This window comes from Acidovorax sp. 99, assembly GCF_003096455.1.
In the GTDB taxonomy this organism is placed as follows: Bacteria; Pseudomonadota; Gammaproteobacteria; order Burkholderiales; family Burkholderiaceae_C; genus Acidovorax; species Acidovorax delafieldii.
Genome location: NZ_QEKU01000001.1, coordinates 791,936 through 809,742, shown reverse-complemented (window position 1 = coordinate 809,742; position 17,807 = coordinate 791,936). Strand labels below are relative to the sequence as shown.

General features: G+C 65.7%; 16 protein-coding genes. 6 read left to right on the top strand and 10 right to left on the bottom strand.

The genetic code is table 11. The features are described from left to right. Window positions 1–3: 3 nt before the first annotated feature. Genes C8C95_RS03840 through hemC form a run of 3 tightly spaced genes read right to left on the bottom strand, consistent with a single transcriptional unit; the run spans window position 4 to window position 2,903 of the window. Window positions 4–1,137 (bottom strand): uroporphyrinogen-III C-methyltransferase, encoded by a 1,134-nt coding sequence (locus C8C95_RS03840; protein WP_116747714.1) that lies wholly within the window; start codon window positions 1,135–1,137, stop codon window positions 4–6. After that, the gene (locus C8C95_RS03835) at window positions 1,134–1,961 is read right to left on the bottom strand and encodes a uroporphyrinogen-III synthase (RefSeq protein ID WP_116747713.1); all 828 of its coding nucleotides are present in this window, start codon (window positions 1,959–1,961) and stop codon (window positions 1,134–1,136) included. The genes C8C95_RS03840 and C8C95_RS03835 overlap by 4 nt, the downstream gene beginning before the upstream one ends. A 9-nt stretch (window positions 1,962–1,970) precedes the next feature. Continuing rightward, a complete protein-coding gene (gene hemC / locus C8C95_RS03830) occupies window positions 1,971–2,903 on the bottom strand; it encodes a hydroxymethylbilane synthase (protein ID WP_116747712.1) in 933 nt (310 codons plus the stop codon). Window positions 2,904–3,031: 128 nt separating this feature from the next. Between hemC and ppc the strand changes: the two genes are divergently transcribed. After that, window positions 3,032–5,821: a phosphoenolpyruvate carboxylase gene (gene ppc, locus C8C95_RS03825; protein ID WP_116747711.1), complete on the top strand. Its 2,790-nt coding sequence runs from the start codon at window positions 3,032–3,034 to the stop codon at window positions 5,819–5,821. Window positions 5,822–6,027: 206 nt separating this feature from the next. Here ppc and C8C95_RS03820 read toward each other — a convergent pair whose 3' ends face one another. Together C8C95_RS03820 and C8C95_RS03815 are read right to left on the bottom strand one after the other, a co-directional pair. Next, window positions 6,028–6,321 (bottom strand): DUF4148 domain-containing protein, encoded by a 294-nt coding sequence (locus tag C8C95_RS03820; protein WP_116747710.1) that lies wholly within the window; start codon window positions 6,319–6,321, stop codon window positions 6,028–6,030. A 352-nt stretch (window positions 6,322–6,673) separates the two neighbouring features. Next, window positions 6,674–7,966: an AI-2E family transporter gene (locus C8C95_RS03815; RefSeq protein WP_243415624.1), complete on the bottom strand. Its 1,293-nt coding sequence runs from the start codon at window positions 7,964–7,966 to the stop codon at window positions 6,674–6,676. A 176-nt stretch (window positions 7,967–8,142) separates the two neighbouring features. On the opposite strand from C8C95_RS03815, the gene C8C95_RS03810 reads away from it, so the two are divergent. Continuing rightward, the gene (locus C8C95_RS03810; RefSeq protein WP_043565609.1) at window positions 8,143–8,877 is read left to right on the top strand and encodes a hypothetical protein; all 735 of its coding nucleotides are present in this window, start codon (window positions 8,143–8,145) and stop codon (window positions 8,875–8,877) included. Then, window positions 8,874–9,455, top strand: a complete 582-nt coding sequence (locus C8C95_RS03805; RefSeq protein ID WP_056748227.1) for a FlgO family outer membrane protein — start codon at window positions 8,874–8,876, stop codon at window positions 9,453–9,455. The genes C8C95_RS03810 and C8C95_RS03805 overlap by 4 nt, the downstream gene beginning before the upstream one ends. 163 nt (window positions 9,456–9,618) lie before the next feature. Here C8C95_RS03805 and flhC read toward each other — a convergent pair whose 3' ends face one another. The 5 genes from flhC to C8C95_RS03780 all read right to left on the bottom strand — a co-directional run bounded on the left by flhC (window position 9,619) and on the right by C8C95_RS03780 (window position 14,091). After that, on the bottom strand, window positions 9,619–10,179 hold the full coding sequence (gene flhC, locus C8C95_RS03800; protein WP_056639495.1) for a flagellar transcriptional regulator FlhC: 561 nt from the start codon (window positions 10,177–10,179) through the stop codon (window positions 9,619–9,621). Between the two features lie 44 nt (window positions 10,180–10,223). Then, a complete protein-coding gene (gene flhD / locus C8C95_RS03795) occupies window positions 10,224–10,550 on the bottom strand; it encodes a flagellar transcriptional regulator FlhD (RefSeq protein ID WP_015015270.1) in 327 nt (108 codons plus the stop codon). A gap of 327 nt (window positions 10,551–10,877) precedes the next feature. Next, on the bottom strand, window positions 10,878–11,783 hold the full coding sequence (locus tag C8C95_RS03790; RefSeq protein WP_108498241.1) for a sulfurtransferase: 906 nt from the start codon (window positions 11,781–11,783) through the stop codon (window positions 10,878–10,880). A gap of 101 nt (window positions 11,784–11,884) precedes the next feature. Next, window positions 11,885–12,796, bottom strand: coding sequence for a DMT family transporter (locus tag C8C95_RS03785; protein WP_116747709.1), 912 nt, complete (start codon window positions 12,794–12,796; stop codon window positions 11,885–11,887). A 140-nt stretch (window positions 12,797–12,936) separates the two neighbouring features. Next, entirely contained in the window at window positions 12,937–14,091 is a 1,155-nt protein-coding gene (locus tag C8C95_RS03780; RefSeq protein WP_116747708.1) for an aromatic ring-hydroxylating dioxygenase subunit alpha, read from the bottom strand. A 275-nt stretch (window positions 14,092–14,366) separates the two neighbouring features. On the opposite strand from C8C95_RS03780, the gene xseB reads away from it, so the two are divergent. The 3 genes from xseB (at window position 14,367) to dxs (ending at window position 17,567) form a co-directional block, all read left to right on the top strand. Next, window positions 14,367–14,609, top strand: a complete 243-nt coding sequence (gene xseB, locus C8C95_RS03775) for an exodeoxyribonuclease VII small subunit (RefSeq protein ID WP_056066864.1) — start codon at window positions 14,367–14,369, stop codon at window positions 14,607–14,609. Next, on the top strand, window positions 14,606–15,580 hold the full coding sequence (locus C8C95_RS03770) for a polyprenyl synthetase family protein (RefSeq protein ID WP_116747707.1): 975 nt from the start codon (window positions 14,606–14,608) through the stop codon (window positions 15,578–15,580). The genes xseB and C8C95_RS03770 overlap by 4 nt, the downstream gene beginning before the upstream one ends. A 91-nt stretch (window positions 15,581–15,671) precedes the next feature. Further along, window positions 15,672–17,567, top strand: coding sequence for a 1-deoxy-D-xylulose-5-phosphate synthase (gene dxs / locus C8C95_RS03765; protein WP_116747706.1), 1,896 nt, complete (start codon window positions 15,672–15,674; stop codon window positions 17,565–17,567). Window positions 17,568–17,807: the final 240 nt, after the last annotated feature.

Below are 17,807 nucleotides of genomic sequence, written 5' to 3'. Positions count from 1 at the left end.
TCGTCAACGTCCCGCAGCGGCGGTGGCCAGCGCCGACAGGGTTTCGTCCAGGCGGGGCAGCTCGGCCGCCTTCATGCTGGCCTGGGCCTGCTGCAGGGTCGAGGCCACGTTCTGGGTGCGGCGCGATGCGGGGTCGAAATACTTGTTGAGCGCTGCGGTGGCTGTGGTCAGGTCGGCACGGGCCGACTCGAACTGGCGTGCCAGGATGCCCAGGCGTGCATTGAGCAGCTTGAACTTGAGGTTCTCGCGCAAAAAGAAGGTCTGCTCAGGGGCCAGCAAGATGGCTTCGGGCTGGTCGATGCGGCTCACGCGCACCAGGCTGCGGGCCTCGTCGCGCACCACCTCCCAGCTGCGCTGCAGGGCCGCTTGCCACCAGGCCAGGCCCTCGGTGGGGGCGGGGGCACTGCCAGGGGCTGCGGGGCCGGCGGACAGGCGCTTGGTCGAGGCGGCCTGGGCCACGGCATTGAGCACGGGCAGGTCGTCCACCTGGCGCACCAGGTCGTCCAGGCGGGCCAGGAGGCCGGCGGTGTCGGTCACGGTGGCGCGGGTCAGGCGGTCCAGGTCGCGGCCGATGGCGCGCTGCACGGGGGCCAGGCGGGGCTGGGCAGAGCGCTCGATGCGTTGGTTGGCGCTTTTGAGCGCTGCCACCAGCGGCTCCAGGCTGCCGGTGAGCTGGGCCTGTTGCTGCGCCAGGCGGATGGCCGACTCAATGTCCACCACCAGGTTTTCATCGCGCGAGCGCGACAGGCTTTGCATGAGTTCTTCGAGCTGGCTGCGCTGCAGGGCGACTTCGCTCACGCGGGCCTCCGCCACCGACAGGCGTGCGGCCGTGTCGCGCACCAGCTCTTCGGCCTGGCGGGCCATGGTGCGGGCCTCGATGGCCAGGGCGCCCGAGTCGGCGGACTGCCGGGCCAGTTGTTCCTGGATAGCGCTGAGCTTTTGCCACAGCAGGCCGCTGCTGACCAATGCGGCCACCGCCACGGTGCCCAACAGCAAGGTCATGGCGCCACTGCGGCCGGTGGCAGCGGCTGGCGCAGCGGCCGAGGGGGCCGGGCTCACTGCTGGCGCGCCCACAGCGGCGGCCACAGGGGCTGCAGGGGGCGTGGAGGGCAGATCGTCGGGGGGCGCAGAACTCATGCGGCCGATTCTATCGAGGCCACCACATCTTCCAGCGCCGGACGGCATTCCCGCACGGTGCCAAAGCCCGCTGCGCGGGCCGCTTCGGCGATGCGCGGGTGGGTGGCCAGCGCCTGTGCAGCGCCCCAGTATTGGCCGGGCAAGGCCTCGGCCAGGTGGGCCACCGCCTCGGAGCTGCTCAGCAGCCAGACAGCGCCGTCGTGCGCCGCCTGTTGCGCCAGCGCCACCTCCTGGGCCGTGAAGCGGGGCGCGCCGCGTTGGTAGGCCACCACAAACTCCACCTGACCGCCCTGCGCCTCGATCTGCTGGGCCAGCCACTCGCGGCCATTGCCCTGGGGCGATTCGTGTGCGCCCTGCGGCGTGGCGGAGCGACCGCGAACGATCAGCACGCGGTCGCCAGGCCGCACCTGGGGGGCCACCTGGCGCCACAGCGCTTCCGAGTCGAACTGCGGCGCGTCGGGCGCGGGCCCGTCGATGGCGCTGCGCGGCACGCCCGCCTGCTCCAGCGCGCGGGCGGTACCTGGGCCAGGTGCCCATGCTCTTGTTTTTGTAGCTACCAGGGTATGAATATCCAGCGCTACAGGGTGATTTGACTCAAAGAAGTGCGCCACGGCGTTGCCGCTGACAAACATCAGAGCTCGGTAGGTGCCGACGTTGGCGCGGGCCGCGTCCAGCGCCTGTCTCAGGGCAGCGTCCGTGCAGGGGCCAATCGCAATCAGGGGCAGTGCCACGGCCCCAATGCCGTGTGCGCCCAGTTGCGCCACCCAATGCGCCGCTTCGCGGGCAGGGCGTGTGACGATGACCCGGGGCGCTGAGGTGCCCATCTCAGGCTCTTAGGCCGGGGTGACGCCGCGCGCACCCCCAGCACGCAGGCGCTGCGCGATCGCGTCGCCCAGTGCTTCCGCTTGCGCCAGTGTGGTGACCGGGGCAGAGGCCTGTGCGCGCACCAGCGGGGCTTTGTCCTGGGGGTCGCCCCAGGCGGCGTCCAGCTGCAGCACGCCCTGGGTGAAGGTGCCGTGCGCTGCCAAGGGCATCGAGCAACTGCCCCCCATGGCGCGGCTCACGGCGCGCTCGGCGGCCACGGTCAGCCAGGTGGTCTGGTGGGCCAGCGGTGCCAGCGCGTCGATCAGGTCTTGCCGGTCGCTGCGCACCTCGATGCCCAGCGCGCCCTGGCCTGCAGCAGGCAGCATGGCGCTGGGCTCGAACATGGTGCGGATGCGGGCTTCCAGCCCCAGGCGCTTGAGGCCTGCGGCGGCCAGCACGATGGCGTCGTACTGGCCTTCGTCCAGCTTGCGCAGGCGGGTGTCGAGGTTGCCGCGCAGGGGCTCGATCTTCAGGTCAGGCCGCAGAGCCTGCAGCAGCACCTGGCGGCGCAGGCTCGACGTACCCACCACGGCACCCTGCGGCAGGGCGTCCAGGTTCTCGTAGCGGGGGGAGACAAAGGCATCGCGCGGGTCTTCGCGCTCCATCACGCAGGCCAGGGCAAAGCCCTCGGGCAGCTCCATGGGCACGTCCTTGAGCGAATGCACGGCAATGTGGGCGCGGCCTTCTTCCAGCGCCACTTCCAGCTCTTTCACAAACAGGCCCTTGCCGCCCACCTTGCTGAGGGACTTGTCCAGAATCTGGTCGCCCTTGGTGGTCATGCCCAGCAGTTGCACGCTGTGGCCACGGGCCTCGAGCAGCGCTTTGACATGCTCGGCCTGCCACAGCGCAAGGCGACTTTCGCGGGTGGCGATGACGATGGGGGGCGTTGGCGAGGGGCTCAAGTTCGTAACCTGTTTGTAATTATTCAGCGGCGCATGATGCTAGCATGCGCCCGCACTGGGGCTGGTGCGGCCTGCGGCCATGCGGGCTCAACGCGCCAGGCCATCCCACCCATCCCGGAGACTCCTGCATGAAACGATCCGACAAGGACCAGCCCCTGATTGATGACATCCGCCTGCTGGGCCGTATTCTGGGCGATGTGATCCGGGAGCAGGAGGGGGTGGAGGCTTATGAGCTGGTCGAGCAGGTCCGCAAGCTCTCCGTGGCCTTCCGCCGCGACGCCGACCAGGAGGCCGACCGCGCGCTCAAGAAGCTGCTCAAGTCCCTGTCGGGCGACCAGACGGTGAGCGTGATCCGCGCCTTCACCTATTTCAGCCACCTGGCCAACCTGGCCGAAGACCGCCACCACATCCGCCGCCGCGCTGTGCACGAGCGCGCAGGCGACACGCAAGAGGGCAGCATCGAGGTCGCCCTCTCGCGCCTGCGCTGGGCAGGCATTGCGCCCAAGACGATTTCGCAGACGCTGGCGGGCAGCTACGTGGCCCCCGTGCTCACGGCCCACCCCACCGAGGTGCAGCGCAAGAGCATTCTGGACGCCGAGCGCGACATCGCCCAGTTGCTGGCCACGCGCGACGACATCCAGGTGCGCGCCCAGCTCTACAACAGTGCCAAGGACGCGCTCACCCCGCGCGAGCTGGCTGCCAACGAAGCCCTGCTGCGGGCCCGCGTGGCGCAGTTGTGGCAGACGCGCCTGCTGCGCTACAGCAAGCTCACGGTGGCTGACGAGATCGAAAACGCGCTTTCTTATTACGAAGCCACCTTTCTGCGGGAGATCCCCAAGATCTATGCGGACCTGGAAAACGAGCTGGGCCAGTACCCTGTGCACAGCTTCTTGCGCATGGGCCAGTGGATTGGTGGCGACCGTGACGGCAATCCCAACGTCACCGCGCAGACCTTGCAATATGCCCTGAGCCGCCAAGCCGAAGTGGCCCTGCGCCACTACCTGACCGAGGTGCACTACCTGGGCGGCGAGCTGTCGCTGTCGGCCCGCCTGGTGCAGGTGTCGGCCGAGATGGAGGCCCTGGCCCAGCGCTCGCCCGACACGAACGAACACCGCGTGGACGAGCCCTACCGCCGTGCGCTGACTGGCATCTATGCGCGCCTTGCCGCATCGCTCAAGGATCTGACCGGTGGCGAAGCCGCGCGCCATGCCGTGGCGCCACAAAACGCCTATGCCAGTGCCGAGGAGTTCCTGGCCGACCTGCGGGTGATCGAGGCCTCATTGCAGTCCCACCATGGCCAGGCCTTGGCTGCCGAGCGACTGCACCCGCTGATCCGCGCCGTGCAAGTGTTTGGCTTTCACCTGGCCACGGTGGACCTGCGCCAAAGCTCCGACAAACACGAAGAGGTGGTGGCCGAGCTGCTGGCCAAGGCCCGTATCGAGCCCAACTATGCCAACCTGCAAGAGGCCGCCAAGCGCGCACTGCTGATCAAGCTGCTGAACGACGCGCGTCCGCTGCGCGTGGTGGGCGCGGAATATTCAGCCCACGCCCAAGGCGAGCTGGCCATTTTTGAAACCGCCCGTGTGATGCGCGAGCGCTTTGGCCACGAGGCCATCCGCCACTACATCATCAGCCACACCGAAACGGTGAGCGACCTGCTCGAAGTGCTGCTGCTGCAAAAGGAAGTGGGGCTGATGAACGGCACGCTGGATGCCGAGTCGAAGAACCACCTTATCGTGGTGCCCCTGTTCGAAACCATCGAAGACCTGCGCAATGCCGCGCCCATCATGCGCGAGTTCTACAGCCTGCCCGGCGTGGCCGCGCTGGTGCAGCGCAGCGGCGGCGAGCAGGACATCATGCTGGGCTACAGCGACAGCAACAAAGACGGCGGCATCTTCACCAGCAACTGGGAGCTGTACCGCGCCGAGATCGCCCTCGTCGAACTCTTCGATGAACTTGCCACCACTCACGGCATTCAGCTGCGCATGTTCCATGGCCGGGGCGGCACCGTGGGCCGGGGCGGTGGCCCGAGCTACCAGGCCATCCTGGCGCAGCCCCCTGGCACCGTGCGCGGCCAGATCCGTCTGACGGAGCAGGGCGAGGTCATTGCCTCGAAATACGCCAACCCCGAGATCGGCCGACGCAACCTGGAAACTCTGGTCGCCGCCACGCTCGAAGCCACGCTGCTGCAACCCACCAAGCCCGCGACCAAGGCCTTCCTGGACGCCGCCGCGCAGCTCTCGCTGGGCAGCATGGGCAGCTACCGTGCGCTGGTGTACGAGACCCCGGGCTTTACCGACTACTTCTTCAACTCCACGCCCATCCGCGAGATCGCAGAGCTCAACATCGGCTCGCGCCCTGCCAGCCGCAAGGCCAGCCAGAAGATCGAAGACCTGCGCGCCATCCCCTGGGGCTTCAGCTGGGGCCAGTGCCGCCTCACGCTGCCCGGCTGGTTCGGTTTTGGCTCGGCTGTGGAAGCCTTCATCAACACCGAAGGCAAGGACCCCAAGGCCCAGCTGGCGCTGCTGCAAAAGATGTACCGCCAGTGGCCGTTCTTCCGCACCCTGCTGTCCAACATGGACATGGTGCTGGCCAAGAGTGATCTGGCCCTGGCGTCACGCTACAGCGAACTCGTGACCGACGCGCGTCTGCGCAAAAAGGTGTTCACCAGCATCGAGGCCGAGTGGCACCGCACGGCCGATGCACTCACCCGCATCACGGGCGACAAGCAGCGCCTGACGCACAACACTGCGCTGGCGCGGTCCATCAAGCACCGCTTCCCGTACATCGATCCGCTGCACCACTTGCAGGTCGAGCTGGTGCGCCGCTGGCGCGCAGGGCAGGGCGACGAGCGGGTGCAGACCGGGATTCACATCTCCATCAACGGGATTGCAGCGGGGCTGCGCAATACGGGCTGATCTGCGGGCACAGCGGTCCGAACCCGCACTTTCCAGCGTGCTGCTATCGCGGGCACCCACAACAAAAAGGGCTCCCAATGGGAGCCCAGTTTGTTTGGCCAGTGTGGAACTGTGTGTCTAAAACACCTCCCATGGCAGCAGCATCCGCACCGCGCGAAGTGCCACCACCATGGGAAGTCCCGCAACTGTGTCAATCAATCCATGGATTACATGGCGCTGAATTCGCCCGAAGGGATCTGGCCGGTGCGCACGGCTTCGGCAGCCTGTGCACGCACGGCAGCGCGGTCAGCGGTGGACTTGTAGGTCACCACACGCGAACCTGCTGGCTCGATGCTGCGTGTTTGAGCCACCGTGGCAGCTTCGGTAGCCACTTCAGCGCGGGTGCGGTTGGTGTCGAACTTCAGGGCAAATTGCGAGCCATCGGCTTCGTCGGCATGGGCGCCAAAAGCGGCGAAAGCTGCAACAGCAGCAACGGAGAGGAAACGGGCGGTCTTGTTCATGATGAAAATCCTTAAAAGCTAAAAAAGCGTCTCAAAAAAGCCGGGTCAAAAACCATTCCTGAACCGGGTTCGGTGAGTCGCCTTGCGGGTTCGGCTCATCGATGAGATGAACTGTACGCCGATGGTGTTCAGAGAAAAACCACCCAGTCGTGAACTAACTGTTCCAGTATTGGAAACAATCGTCAACGACAGTTGGGTGGCGCAGTTTCGCCCTGGTGTTCGGTAGTTCGGGGAGCTGCATCTCTGGTGCGAGGCCAGAGTCCACGTGTGGAACAGGCGCAGAGATCCGGACCGCCCGAGCCGCAGTGACGGCGTCAGTGGCAGACGCCGCGTCCCTCGGTGACCAAGTCGCTCAGTCGCCCAGCAACTCGCCCACGGCCTTCAGGTCTTCCACCCGGTCGCACACGGCCTTCACGGCCATCATCACCGGGATGCCCAGCAGCAGTCCCCACAGGCCCCACAGCCAGCCCCAGGCCAGCACGCTGATGAACACGGCCACGGGGCTCATGCTGCTGGTGCGGCTGGTGAGCCAGGGGGTCAGCAGGTTGCCGATCAGCGTGTGGATGACCAGCGAGGCACCGCCAATGGCCATGGCCATGTCGAGCGTGCCAAACTGCAAGAAAGCCACCAGGGCCGAGGCCCCCGTGACCAGCGCCGAGCCGATGTACGGCGCGAGGTTGAGCACGGCGGCCACCACCCCCCATACGGCGGCGTTTTCCAGCCCCAATGCCCAATAGGCCGCACCGGTGGCCAGGCCGACCAGCACGCTGGTGAACACCTGCAGCAGCAGGTAACGCTGTATCTGCTGGGTGATGTCCTGCAGCACATGGATGGTGACCTTGCGCCGCTCCAGGCTGGTGCCCGCAATGCGCAGCAGCTTGTCCCGGAACAGGTTGCCCGAGGCGAGAGCGAAGTAGGTCAGGAACACCACCACCATCAGCTGCCCCAGCGCCGACATCAGGCCCATGGTGCCGCTCCACAGGTAGTCGCGGATGTTGAAGGGCGGACGCTCCACGATCACCCGCTGCACGCCCCGGCGGGGCGCTGCGCTGGCGGCGCTGTTTTCGTTGGCGGCCTGCTCGATCTGGGTGGCCGCCTTCTGCACAGTGTCCAGCGGACTGCTGCCACCCGCGCGTGCCTTGAGGTTGTCGCGGACCTTCTTGGCGGCGACAGGAACCGAGTCCACCAGTTGGGCCGCCCCGTCGCTGAGCGACCAGGCCGTGCTGGCCAGCCCGGCGACGATGGCCACCAGCAACAAGCCCGCCCCCAGCGCCCGCGGCACATGCCACCGGGCCATCATCTCCACCGCTGGCCGCAGTGCAATGGTCAGCAACAAGCTCAGCATGATCGGGATGAACACCGCACTGGCCCAGTGCAGCAGCGCCACGCTGGCGAACAGTGCCAGCAACGCGAGGGAGAGGTTGCGCACGTCCACGGGCATGTGGAGCATGAGGGGCGCGTGAGGCACTGGCGCTGAGACCGGAGGCGCAGGCACTGTGGGTGGGGCTGCGTGCGCATCGGCGGCTGGAGTGTGGCTAGCATCTGCTGCGACCTGGCTGGTCACCGCTTGGTCGGGGCTGCCATCGTCAACGGCTGCGGTCGACGGGGCGGTGGGCGTGGAAGGGGCGGCAGAGGGCGCGGTCATGCGCGGATTGTGCGGCAGGCCGGGTACGGACTTTGTAGGTGGCCATCCCAACGCCGGCGGCGTTGGCAAAGTGCGACGGAAAACGGGCTTTGTTCCCGCGATGGTGCTTTGCTGAGGCCATTAGGATGATGCGATGCAATTGGACGGCATCACAACATGACAAGGGGCGTGTGCGCATGAATCCTCAACACTCCCTCCGTGGGCGCGTGTTCGCGACGGCAGCACTGGCGGTGTTGCTGGGCGGATGCTCGTCGCTGGATGTTCCGCGTGCCGACAACTATCCGGCCACCGACCAGAAGAAAGCGCGCGCCGTGCACCACTGGGATGTGCTGGCCGACGACGTGGCGGGCCGCATCGCGGGCAAGATCAGCGCCTGGCCAGCCGGCGAGTACCCCATCTATCTGGCTCCGAGCCCTGGCGACACCAGTTTCAACAACGGCTTTCGCAAGCTGCTGATCACGCGTCTGCTGGATCGTGGGGTCGTTTTGTCCACACAACCCACGGCGGTCACCCTCACGTTTGAGACCCAGGTGGTCCAGCACAATGCTCGCGTGCAAACCTGGGGGCCCATGCCCTGGACGCGTCTGGCGCTGGGCGTCGGTGTGGCGCGAGACTGGTATCTGTTCCGCCAGGGCGCTGGCTCCATGCTGGCGGGTGTTGCCGCCCTTGGCGCGGTGACGGACCTCACGCAATACGCCATCGACGGATCTGCCGCAGGCGGGCCGACGCGCACAGAGGTGCTCATCACGACATCCCTCGAAAGTGGCGACCGCTACCTCGCGAGCACGGCAGATGTGTACTACGTCGAACCCGATGATTCGCCGCTGTACAAGACGCAGTTGCCACCGCCTCCACCACCACCGCCTCCCCCGCCCACCCCCGTAAAAACCTGGCGGGTGGTTGCACCATGATGCGCCGTTTCCATCCCGGCAAGCTCAGGTCCGCGTGGTGCTTGGGCATGGTGGTGGTGTCGGCCCTGGCGCTGCAGGGCTGCTCGACCAACCCGGTCCACAGCTATTACTACGGCAACAGTGCGGGTGGCGTGTCGCGCACCGACCTGATCGAGGTGAACGACCGGGCAACGGATGCCTTGCTGCTCAACGCGCCGCTGGACGCGAGCCAGCCGCTGTTGGTGGCCACCCTGGTCAATGTGGACCGGCTCAACGAGTCGTCGCGGCTGGGGCGCATCTTTTCGGAGCAGATCGCGGGGCGCATGGTGCAGCGCGGGCTGCGCGTGACGGAGGTGAAGCTGCGCGACAACCTGGTGCTGCACCGGGAACAGGGCGAGTTGCTGCTGTCGCGCGAGGTGCGGGAGGTCAGCCAGGCGCAGAACGCGCAGGCCGTGGTCGTGGGCACGTACGCGGTGTCGGCCTCGGTGGTGTACATCAGCCTTAAGCTGGTGAACCCGGTGGGCAACCATGTGATTGCGGCGCACAACTATGCGGTGCCCGTGGACGAGAACGTGCGCACCTTGCTTGCGGGGCGTTGATGGGTGGCTCGGCGTTCTCCCTCGCACCACATTCCATCGGCAGACAGCAGACAGCAAAAAGGCCCCGAATAGGGCCTTTTTTGTTTGCTATCTAATCAATAGCTATAGCGGCAATATGCACTGGCGCATCGGGCGCTTTTGGCTCAAAAAACAAGCCAAGGTGTCAATGCAACATCAGCGCGCCGGCGGTCTTGCTCTTGCCTGCACGGGCAGGTGGGTTGCACAGGCCGCAGGTGAAATGGCGGTTCTCGTACAGCTCGGTCACGAACTGGCCGCTGCACTGGCTGCACTTGGTGCGGGTCAACATGCCGGCGTCCACAAATTTCACCAGGCGCCAGGCGCGGGTGAAGGACAGCAGGGGCTCGATCTCGGCCGTGGCGACTTGTTCGTTGTACAGGCGGTAGGCCTTGGTCAGCAGCTCCACCGAATCCAGGTCCACGCCCTTGGACAGGTACTCGTAGATGTTCAAAAACAGCGAGCTGTGGATGTTCTCTTGCCAGGTCAGGAACCAGTCGGTGGAGAAGGGCAGCTGGCCTTTGGAGGGCGACTTGCCCGCGATCTCCTTGTACAGGCGGATCAGGCGCTCATACGACAGCGTGGTCTCGGACTCCAGCACCTGCATGCGGGCGCCCATCTGGATCAGCATGGCTGCGCGTTCGATCTGCTTGGATTCGTTCAGAACGCTTTTGACAGGGGCTTTGGCGGCGGTGGTGGTGGAGGACATGGCGGGCTTTCGGTGAGAACGGGACAACGCTGCGGGCTAGTGCTTCAGAGCACTTCCGACACGCGGCTGGCCATCAGGATGTTGGCGTGCAGGGTGTTGGTGGCGTCGTTGCCCACCTTCTTGGCCGAGTGGTTGGTTAGCAAGCTCCACACCAGGTTGTCGTCCACGCGGAAGCTGCAAAGTAGCGTGTTGCGGGAGGCCAGTTTCATCACTTGCGCAGCCGACAGCGAAGCGAGAATATCGGCAGACTCTTCGTTCATGCCCAGACGGAAAACTGCTTCGGCCTTGTCCTGACGGATCAGGGTTTGGGCCAGCATCAGGTAGGTGAGGTTGGCTTCGCGGATTTCAGCGAGGATTTGTTCGTTGGTCATGGCGGCTTCCTTTTTTCCAGTACCGGGTCTTGCGTGGTCTGCTGACTGCAGGTTTTGCGTGATCCGTTGAAATGGATTGTGAAACCGCCCCAATCAGAAATTAAGTCGGGGTTTGGCTGTGCCGCGTGTCTGGTTTCGCGGTGGGCTGTGTAGGAATTTGCCCTACACGCAGATCAGGCGCCGGCTGGCTTTTCAGGGGGCAGTGTCTGCTGCACTGACAGACACCCACCCCGGAATTCTGCTCATGGTTTTGATAGCGCCTGCAAAACCATCTTTTTTGCGCTTTTGCAACCGGCGGCGTTCGTTAGACGCCGCAAGTGGGGTGGTTCAACCCTTTTCGACCGGGCGCGTGGGGTCTGAACACCATTCGCTCCAGCTGCCCGCGAACAGCGCGGTGTGCCCCAGGCCGGCAATCTCCATGGCCAGCAGATTGGGGACGGCGCTCACACCGCTGCCACACTGGTGCACCACGGTCGCCGGGTCACGGCCCGCCAGCAGGGCGTCGAACTCTGCGCGCAGCGTGGCTGCGGGTTTGAAGCGGCCGTCGGCACCGATGTTTTCGGCAAAGGGTCGGTTGAGCGCGCCCGGAATGTGGCCGGCCACCGGGTCCAGCGGCTCCACCTCGCCCCGGTAGCGGGCGCCGGCGCGGGCATCGATCACGGTCTGGTCTGCGGGGCGCTGCAGGCGGGCCAGGACATCGCTGGCCGTGGCCAGCTGGCGCAAGGGCTCGTTCAGTGCAAAGTGGGACTGGAAGTGCGAGGGCTCTTCGCCGCTGTTTACTGCGCCCCCTGCGGCCTGCCAGGCCTGCAGCCCACCGTCGAGCACGGCCACGGCGTCATGGCCCGCCCACTTGAGCATCCACCACAGGCGACCGCAGTAGTTGGCGCCCTGGCGGTCATAGACCACGGCCTGCATGTTGTTGGCAAAACCCACGCTGGACAGCCACATGGCAAAACGTTCGCGGCTGGGCAGCGGGTGGCGGCCGCCCGATGCGGGCTGGTCGGCCTCCTGCGCCGTCACAGTGCCGGTGGCGCCGGGCGCGCCGTGCTTGGCGCTCAGGTCGTTGTCCAGGTTGGCATACACGGCGCCGGGGATATGGGCTTGCGCATATTGCTGCGCGCCGGCGGTCGGTTGCATGAGTTCGAAGCTGCAGTCAAACACCATCAGCGGCGCACCGCTGGCGATGAGGGCTTGCAGATCGGGGGCGGAGATGAGCGTGGTGTAAGTGGTCATCGGCAGATCAGGTGCAAAGCAACCGGTAGGACGGGGAGGCCTCCATTGTGGCCATCCCGATGGGCTGTGTCCTCGCCAGCGCGCATGGGTTGTTGTATCGGTCAGTGTTCTTCGGCCGGTGCGCCGGGTGCGGCCCGGGCCCGCAAGATGGTGGCCACAATGCCGCTGCCCACGATGAGGACCATGCCGATCCAGCCGATGGGTGGGATCTTGTCGCCAAACAACAGCACGCTGTAGACGGCGGCAAACACGATGCCCGAATACTGCAGATTGGCCACCACCAGCGTGCCGCGCTGGGTCTTGGCGCTGGCGTAGGCGCGCGTCATGCACAGCTGGCCGCCCGCCGCCAGCACGCCGATGGGCAGCAGCCACAGCGCTTGCCAGCCCGGCCAGTCCGACATGCCGGTGAACAACATGGCCACGCCGCCCGCGACCGCAGAGCCCACCGCAAAGTAGAAGACGGTGCGCGACTCAGGCTCGCCCAGGCGCGACAGCGCCACCACCTGCATGTAGGCAAAGGCGGCCGACAGGCCGGACATGAGGCCAATCATCCCGGCGAACGCCTGGTTCTGGTCCAGGCTGGGGCGCAGCATCAGCACCACGCCCACGAACCCGGTGAGCACCGTCAGCACCAGCGGGCCTTGCAGGGCGGGCCGGGGGGTGGCGGCGGAGGGTCGCCAGGCCAGCAGCGTGCCGCCGACCAGGAAGGCCGCGATCCACACGCTGCTCATGTAGTTGAGCGTCATGGCGGTCGCCAGCGGCAGGTGCGCAATGGCGTAGAACCAGGCGCCCAGCGACGCCACCCCCACGAGGCTGCGCCAGGCGTGCATGCCGGGGTACTGGGTGGACAGCGTCACTTTTTGCGAGCGTGACAGCAGCCAGAGAATCAACATGCCGATGAGGCCCCGGTAACACACCAGCTCGGCGGAATTGAAGAAGTCCGAGGCGATCTTGACGCACACGCCCATGCTGGCAAACAGGAACGCGGCCAACACCATCCAGAGGGCTTGCATCGGGTTGTGATCTCTTGAAGCGCGCCGTGGGGCGCAAAAATGAAAATAGCTGCCAGCGCTTATTTTTTAAGCACTGGCAGCTATTGTAATGAGAGCAGACCACGGCGGGCCTGCAGATTGGCAGGGTTTTGCCGCCGTATTCAGCGGTTTGGCGTGGCCGGGTCGATGGTGTCCGAGCCCATCGCCTCACGGTACCACTCGTGGAAGTGCTGCATGCCATCCTCCATGGGGCTTTGGTAGGGGCCCACCTCGTTGTCGCCGCGTGCCATCAGGGCCTTGCGGCCCGCGTCCATGCGCTCGCCGATTTCGTCGTCCTCGATGCAGGTCTCCATGTAGGCGGCCTTCTGCGCCTCGACGAACTCGCGCTCGAACGCAGCGATTTCTTCGGGGTAGTAGAACTCCACCATGTTCAGCGTCTTGGTCGGGCTGATGGGGTGCAGCGTGGACACGGTGAGCACATGCGGATACCACTCCACCATGATGTGCGGGTACAGCGTGAGCCAGATGGCGCCATGCTTGGGCGGCTTGCCCTCGCGGTAGGCGAGCAAGGCTTCGTGCCAGCGTTCGTACACGGGGCTGCCGGCCTTGCCCAGGCGGTTGGCTACACCCACGGTCTGCACCGAATAGTTCTTGCCGAACTCCCAGCGCAGATCGTCGCAGGTGACAAAACTGCCAAGGCCCGGGTGGAAGGGGCCCACGTGGTAGTCCTCCAGATAGACCTCGATGAAGGTCTTCCAGTTGTAGTTGCACTCGTGCAGCTCCACGTGGTCGAGCACGTAGCCGTCAAAGTCCAGGTCGGCGCGTGGTCCCATCTGGGCCAGGTCGGCGGCTACGTCATAGCCGTTGTCTTCAAAGATGAGGCCGTTCCACTCGCGCAGCTTGTAGTTGTTGAGGTTCAGGCACGGGTCGTGCGCGAAGTGTGGCGCTCCCAGCAGCTCGCCCTTGGGGTTGTACGTCCAGCGGTGCAGTGGGCACACGATGTTGCCGCCCGCGCTGCCCTTTTGCTGGGTGTTCAGCGACCCTTTGCCCTTGAGCATGACCGCCTGCCGGTGGCGGCAGACGTTGGAGACCAGCTCGATACCGCCCTGGGCGTTGCGCACCAGCGCGCGGCCCTCGCCCTCCTGGGGCAGTGCGTAGTAGTCGCCCGCGTTGGGCACAGCCAATTGATGCCCCACATAGCGGGGCCCGCGCTGGAAGATGGTCTCCAGCTCGCGCTGGAACAGCGCATCATCAAAGTAGCTCGAAACTGGTAGTTGGCTTGCGGCCTGCTGCAGTTGAAGACTTAAATCAGACATGGGTGACCTGACCTAAAGACTCCCCACAGAGAGAGTGCGGGAGGTGCGCCCGTGAAGGCGCATCTGGAAAAAGAAAACCGGCTAGGGTGGGTAGCCGGCTCGACGGGAATGGGATTATAGGCGGTGGGGTTATTCCCGCACCCCCGCTACGTGAATAGAAAACACCGGTTCCCGAAAAATAGAGACCTCCCACGGATCGGTCACTGTCTGACACGGGCGCCACAGCGCTGCGCCTAAAATCACCGGTTTTTCACCCGCGCACTGCCGCCCCCTCCATGCCCAAGGCCCCCGCAACCCCTGCTCCTCCCGCCGAACCTGCCAGCTACGAGGCGGCCCTGGAGGAGCTGGAGCAACTCGTGGCCCGCATTGAATCGGGCCAGTTGCCGCTGGACCAGATGTTGGCTGGCTACCAGCGCGGCGCCGCCTTGCTGGCTTTTTGCCGCCACCGGCTCGATGCCGTGCAGGACCAGATCAAGGTGCTGGACGACGGCCAGCTGCAACCATGGAACCAGGAATGAGCGCATTGCCGATGACTTCCTCGACGGTGTTGAACCCGCCCCTGGATACGAATCTCTGGAGCCAGAATCACCTCGCCCGTGTGGAGCAGGCGCTGTCCTTGTGGGTGGGAGACGGCGCTCCGGCAGGGCTGGGCGACGCCATGCGTTACGCCGTCCTGGACGGCGGAAAGCGCCTGCGGCCCTTGCTGGTGTTGGCTGCCTACGAGGCGGCGCGCAGCGGCACCTCGGACTCCGTGGCACCCGAGGGCGCGGCGGTTCAGGCAGCTCTGGACGAAGCTGCCCTGCGGGCCGCGTGCGCGGTGGAGCTGATCCACGCGTATTCGCTGGTCCACGACGACATGCCCTGCATGGACAACGACGTGCTGCGCCGTGGCAAACCCACGGTGCATGTGCAGTTTGGCGAAGCCCAGGCCCTGCTGGCGGGTGACGCGCTGCAGGCCTTTGCGTTTGAACTGCTGACCCCCGACAACACCCTGATCCCCGCTGCCACGCAGGCGGCTTTGTGCCGGCTGCTGGCGCGGGCTGCGGGCTCGGCCGGCATGGCGGGCGGACAGGCGATTGACCTGGCCAGCGTGGGCGTGGCGCTGACCGAGGCGCAACTGCGCCAGATGCACCGCCTCAAGACAGGCGCCTTGCTCCAGGGCAGCGTGCTCATGGGGGCCCTGTGTGGCCACGCGGCGCCCACCGCCTACCAGGCCCTGTCAGACTATGGAGCTGCCATGGGGCTGGCGTTCCAGGTGGTAGACGACATCCTGGATGTGGTGGCGGACTCGGCCACCCTGGGGAAGACGGCTGGCAAGGACGCGGCCGCAGACAAACCCACCTACGTCTCGTTGCTCGGTCTGGAACGTGCGCAGGCTTACGCGCAGGAGCTGCTGGCCGAGGCCCATGCAGCGCTGGGGCGCAGTGGCCTGCCCGACACCCGTGCCCTGGCAGCCCTGGCGGACATGGTCGTGCGCCGCTCGCATTGAACCCAGCCCTGGTCCTTGGCGACTCCATGAATGTCCAAATGCCTGCTAGTGCTTGAATCTCTTGCGCTGGTAGCTATCAAAAGAATAGTTAATGTCCACGACACCCTTCCCCTTGCTGCAGACCATCAATGACCCGGCAGACCTGCGTCGGCTCTCGCGCGCAGACCTCAAGGTGCTGGCGACCGAGTTGCGCGAGTTCGTGCTGCAGAGCGTGTCGCAGACCGGTGGCCACCTCAGCTCCAACCTGGGCACGGTGGAGCTGACCGTGGCCTTGCACCATGTCTTCAACACCCCGGAAGACCGCCTGGTGTGGGACGTGGGCCACCAGACCTACCCGCACAAGATCCTGACCGGCCGCCGCGACCGCATGCACACGCTGCGCCAGCTGGGCGGCATCTCGGGCTTTCCGCAGCGCGCCGAGAGCGTCTACGACACCTTTGGCACGGCGCATTCCAGCACCAGCATCTCGGCAGCCTTGGGCATGGCACTGGCCGCCAAGCGCAAGGGCGACAACCGCCATGCGGTGGCCATCATTGGTGATGGCGCGATGAGTGCCGGCATGGCGTTCGAGGCGCTCAACAACGCGGGTGTGGCCGACTGCAACCTGCTGGTGGTGCTGAACGACAACGACATGAGCATCAGCCCGCCCGTGGGCGCGCTCAACCGCTATCTCGCGCAACTGATGAGCGGGCAGTTCTACGCCGCCGCCAAGAATGTGGGCAAGACCGTTTTGCGCCCCGTGCCGCCCCTGCTCGAATTTGCCAAGCGCTTCGAGCAGCAGGCCAAGGGCATGGTGGTGCCCGCCACGCTGTTTGAGAAATTCGGCTTTAACTACATCGGCCCCATCGACGGGCACGACCTCGATTCGCTGATCCCTACGCTGGAGAACATCAAGAGCCTGAAGGGTCCGCAGTTCCTGCACGTGGTCACCAAGAAGGGGCAGGGCTACAAGCTGGCCGAGGCCGACCCCGTGGCCTACCACGGCCCCGGCAAGTTCGACCCCAGCGTGGGCCTGACCAAGCCTGCCACGCCGCCCAAGCAGACGTTCACCCAGGTGTTCGGCCAGTGGTTGTGCGACATGGCGGCGCAAGACCAGCGCCTGGTGGGCATCACCCCGGCCATGCGCGAGGGCTCGGGCATGGTCGAGTTTGAAAAGCGCTTTCCGGACCGCTACTACGACGTGGGCATTGCCGAGCAGCATGCCGTCACGTTCGCCGCAGGCATGGCCTGCGAAGGCGTGAAACCCGTGGTGGCCATCTACTCCACCTTCTTGCAACGGGGTTACGACCAGTTGATCCACGACGTGGCCCTGCAGAACCTGCCCGTGGTGTTTGCTCTGGACCGCGCGGGCCTGGTGGGCGCTGACGGTGCCACGCACGCAGGCGCTTACGACATCCCGTTCGTGCGCTGCATTCCGAACATGAGCATGGCCTGTCCCGCCGACGAGCGCGAGTGCCGTCAGTTGCTCAGCAGTGCGTTTGAGCAGGACCACCCCGTGGCCGTGCGTTACCCGCGCGGCAGCGGTGCAGGTGTGGCGCCTCTTGCAGCGCTCGACGGCCTGCCGTTCGGCAAGGGCGAGATCCGCCGCGAGCGCAAGGGCGAGGCCGACAGCAAGGCGCCCCGCATTGCCATCCTGGCATTTGGCACCTTGCTGTATCCCGCGCTCGAAGTGGGCGAGGCGATCGATGCCACCGTGGTCAACATGCGCTGGGCCAAGCCCATCGACGAAGCCTTGCTGCGCGAGGTGGCGGAGCGCCACGATGCGCTTGTGACGGTGGAAGAGGGCGCCATCATGGGTGGTGCGGGCAGTGCAGTGACCGAGGCGCTCAACGCCATAGGCATCGTGCGCCCCGTGCTGCAGCTGGGGTTGCCCGATGTCTTCATCGAACATGGCGACCCGGCCAAGTTGCTGGCGCTGCAAGGGCTGGATGCGGCGGGCATCCGTGCATCGATTACCGCCCGGTTTTTGCCTGGCAACGCGGGCTGAACGGAGTCGGGCTGCGGGCAGCGCGTCGCGCTGGCCGTGGGTTCCGTGAGGGCTTTCGCACTGCTGTCGCGCAGATGCTTGCAGAACCCTGAAGGTGTGTGTTGAGGCCGGAATTTCGCGGGAAAACCCGCAAAAGTCCTGGGGGTCATGTTCCTACAATGGTCCCGGCTGAAACATGTCCTTGGTGGGCCGTGCACAACGCGTGCGCACCAAGTTTTGCAATCAATATATCGGAGAGAA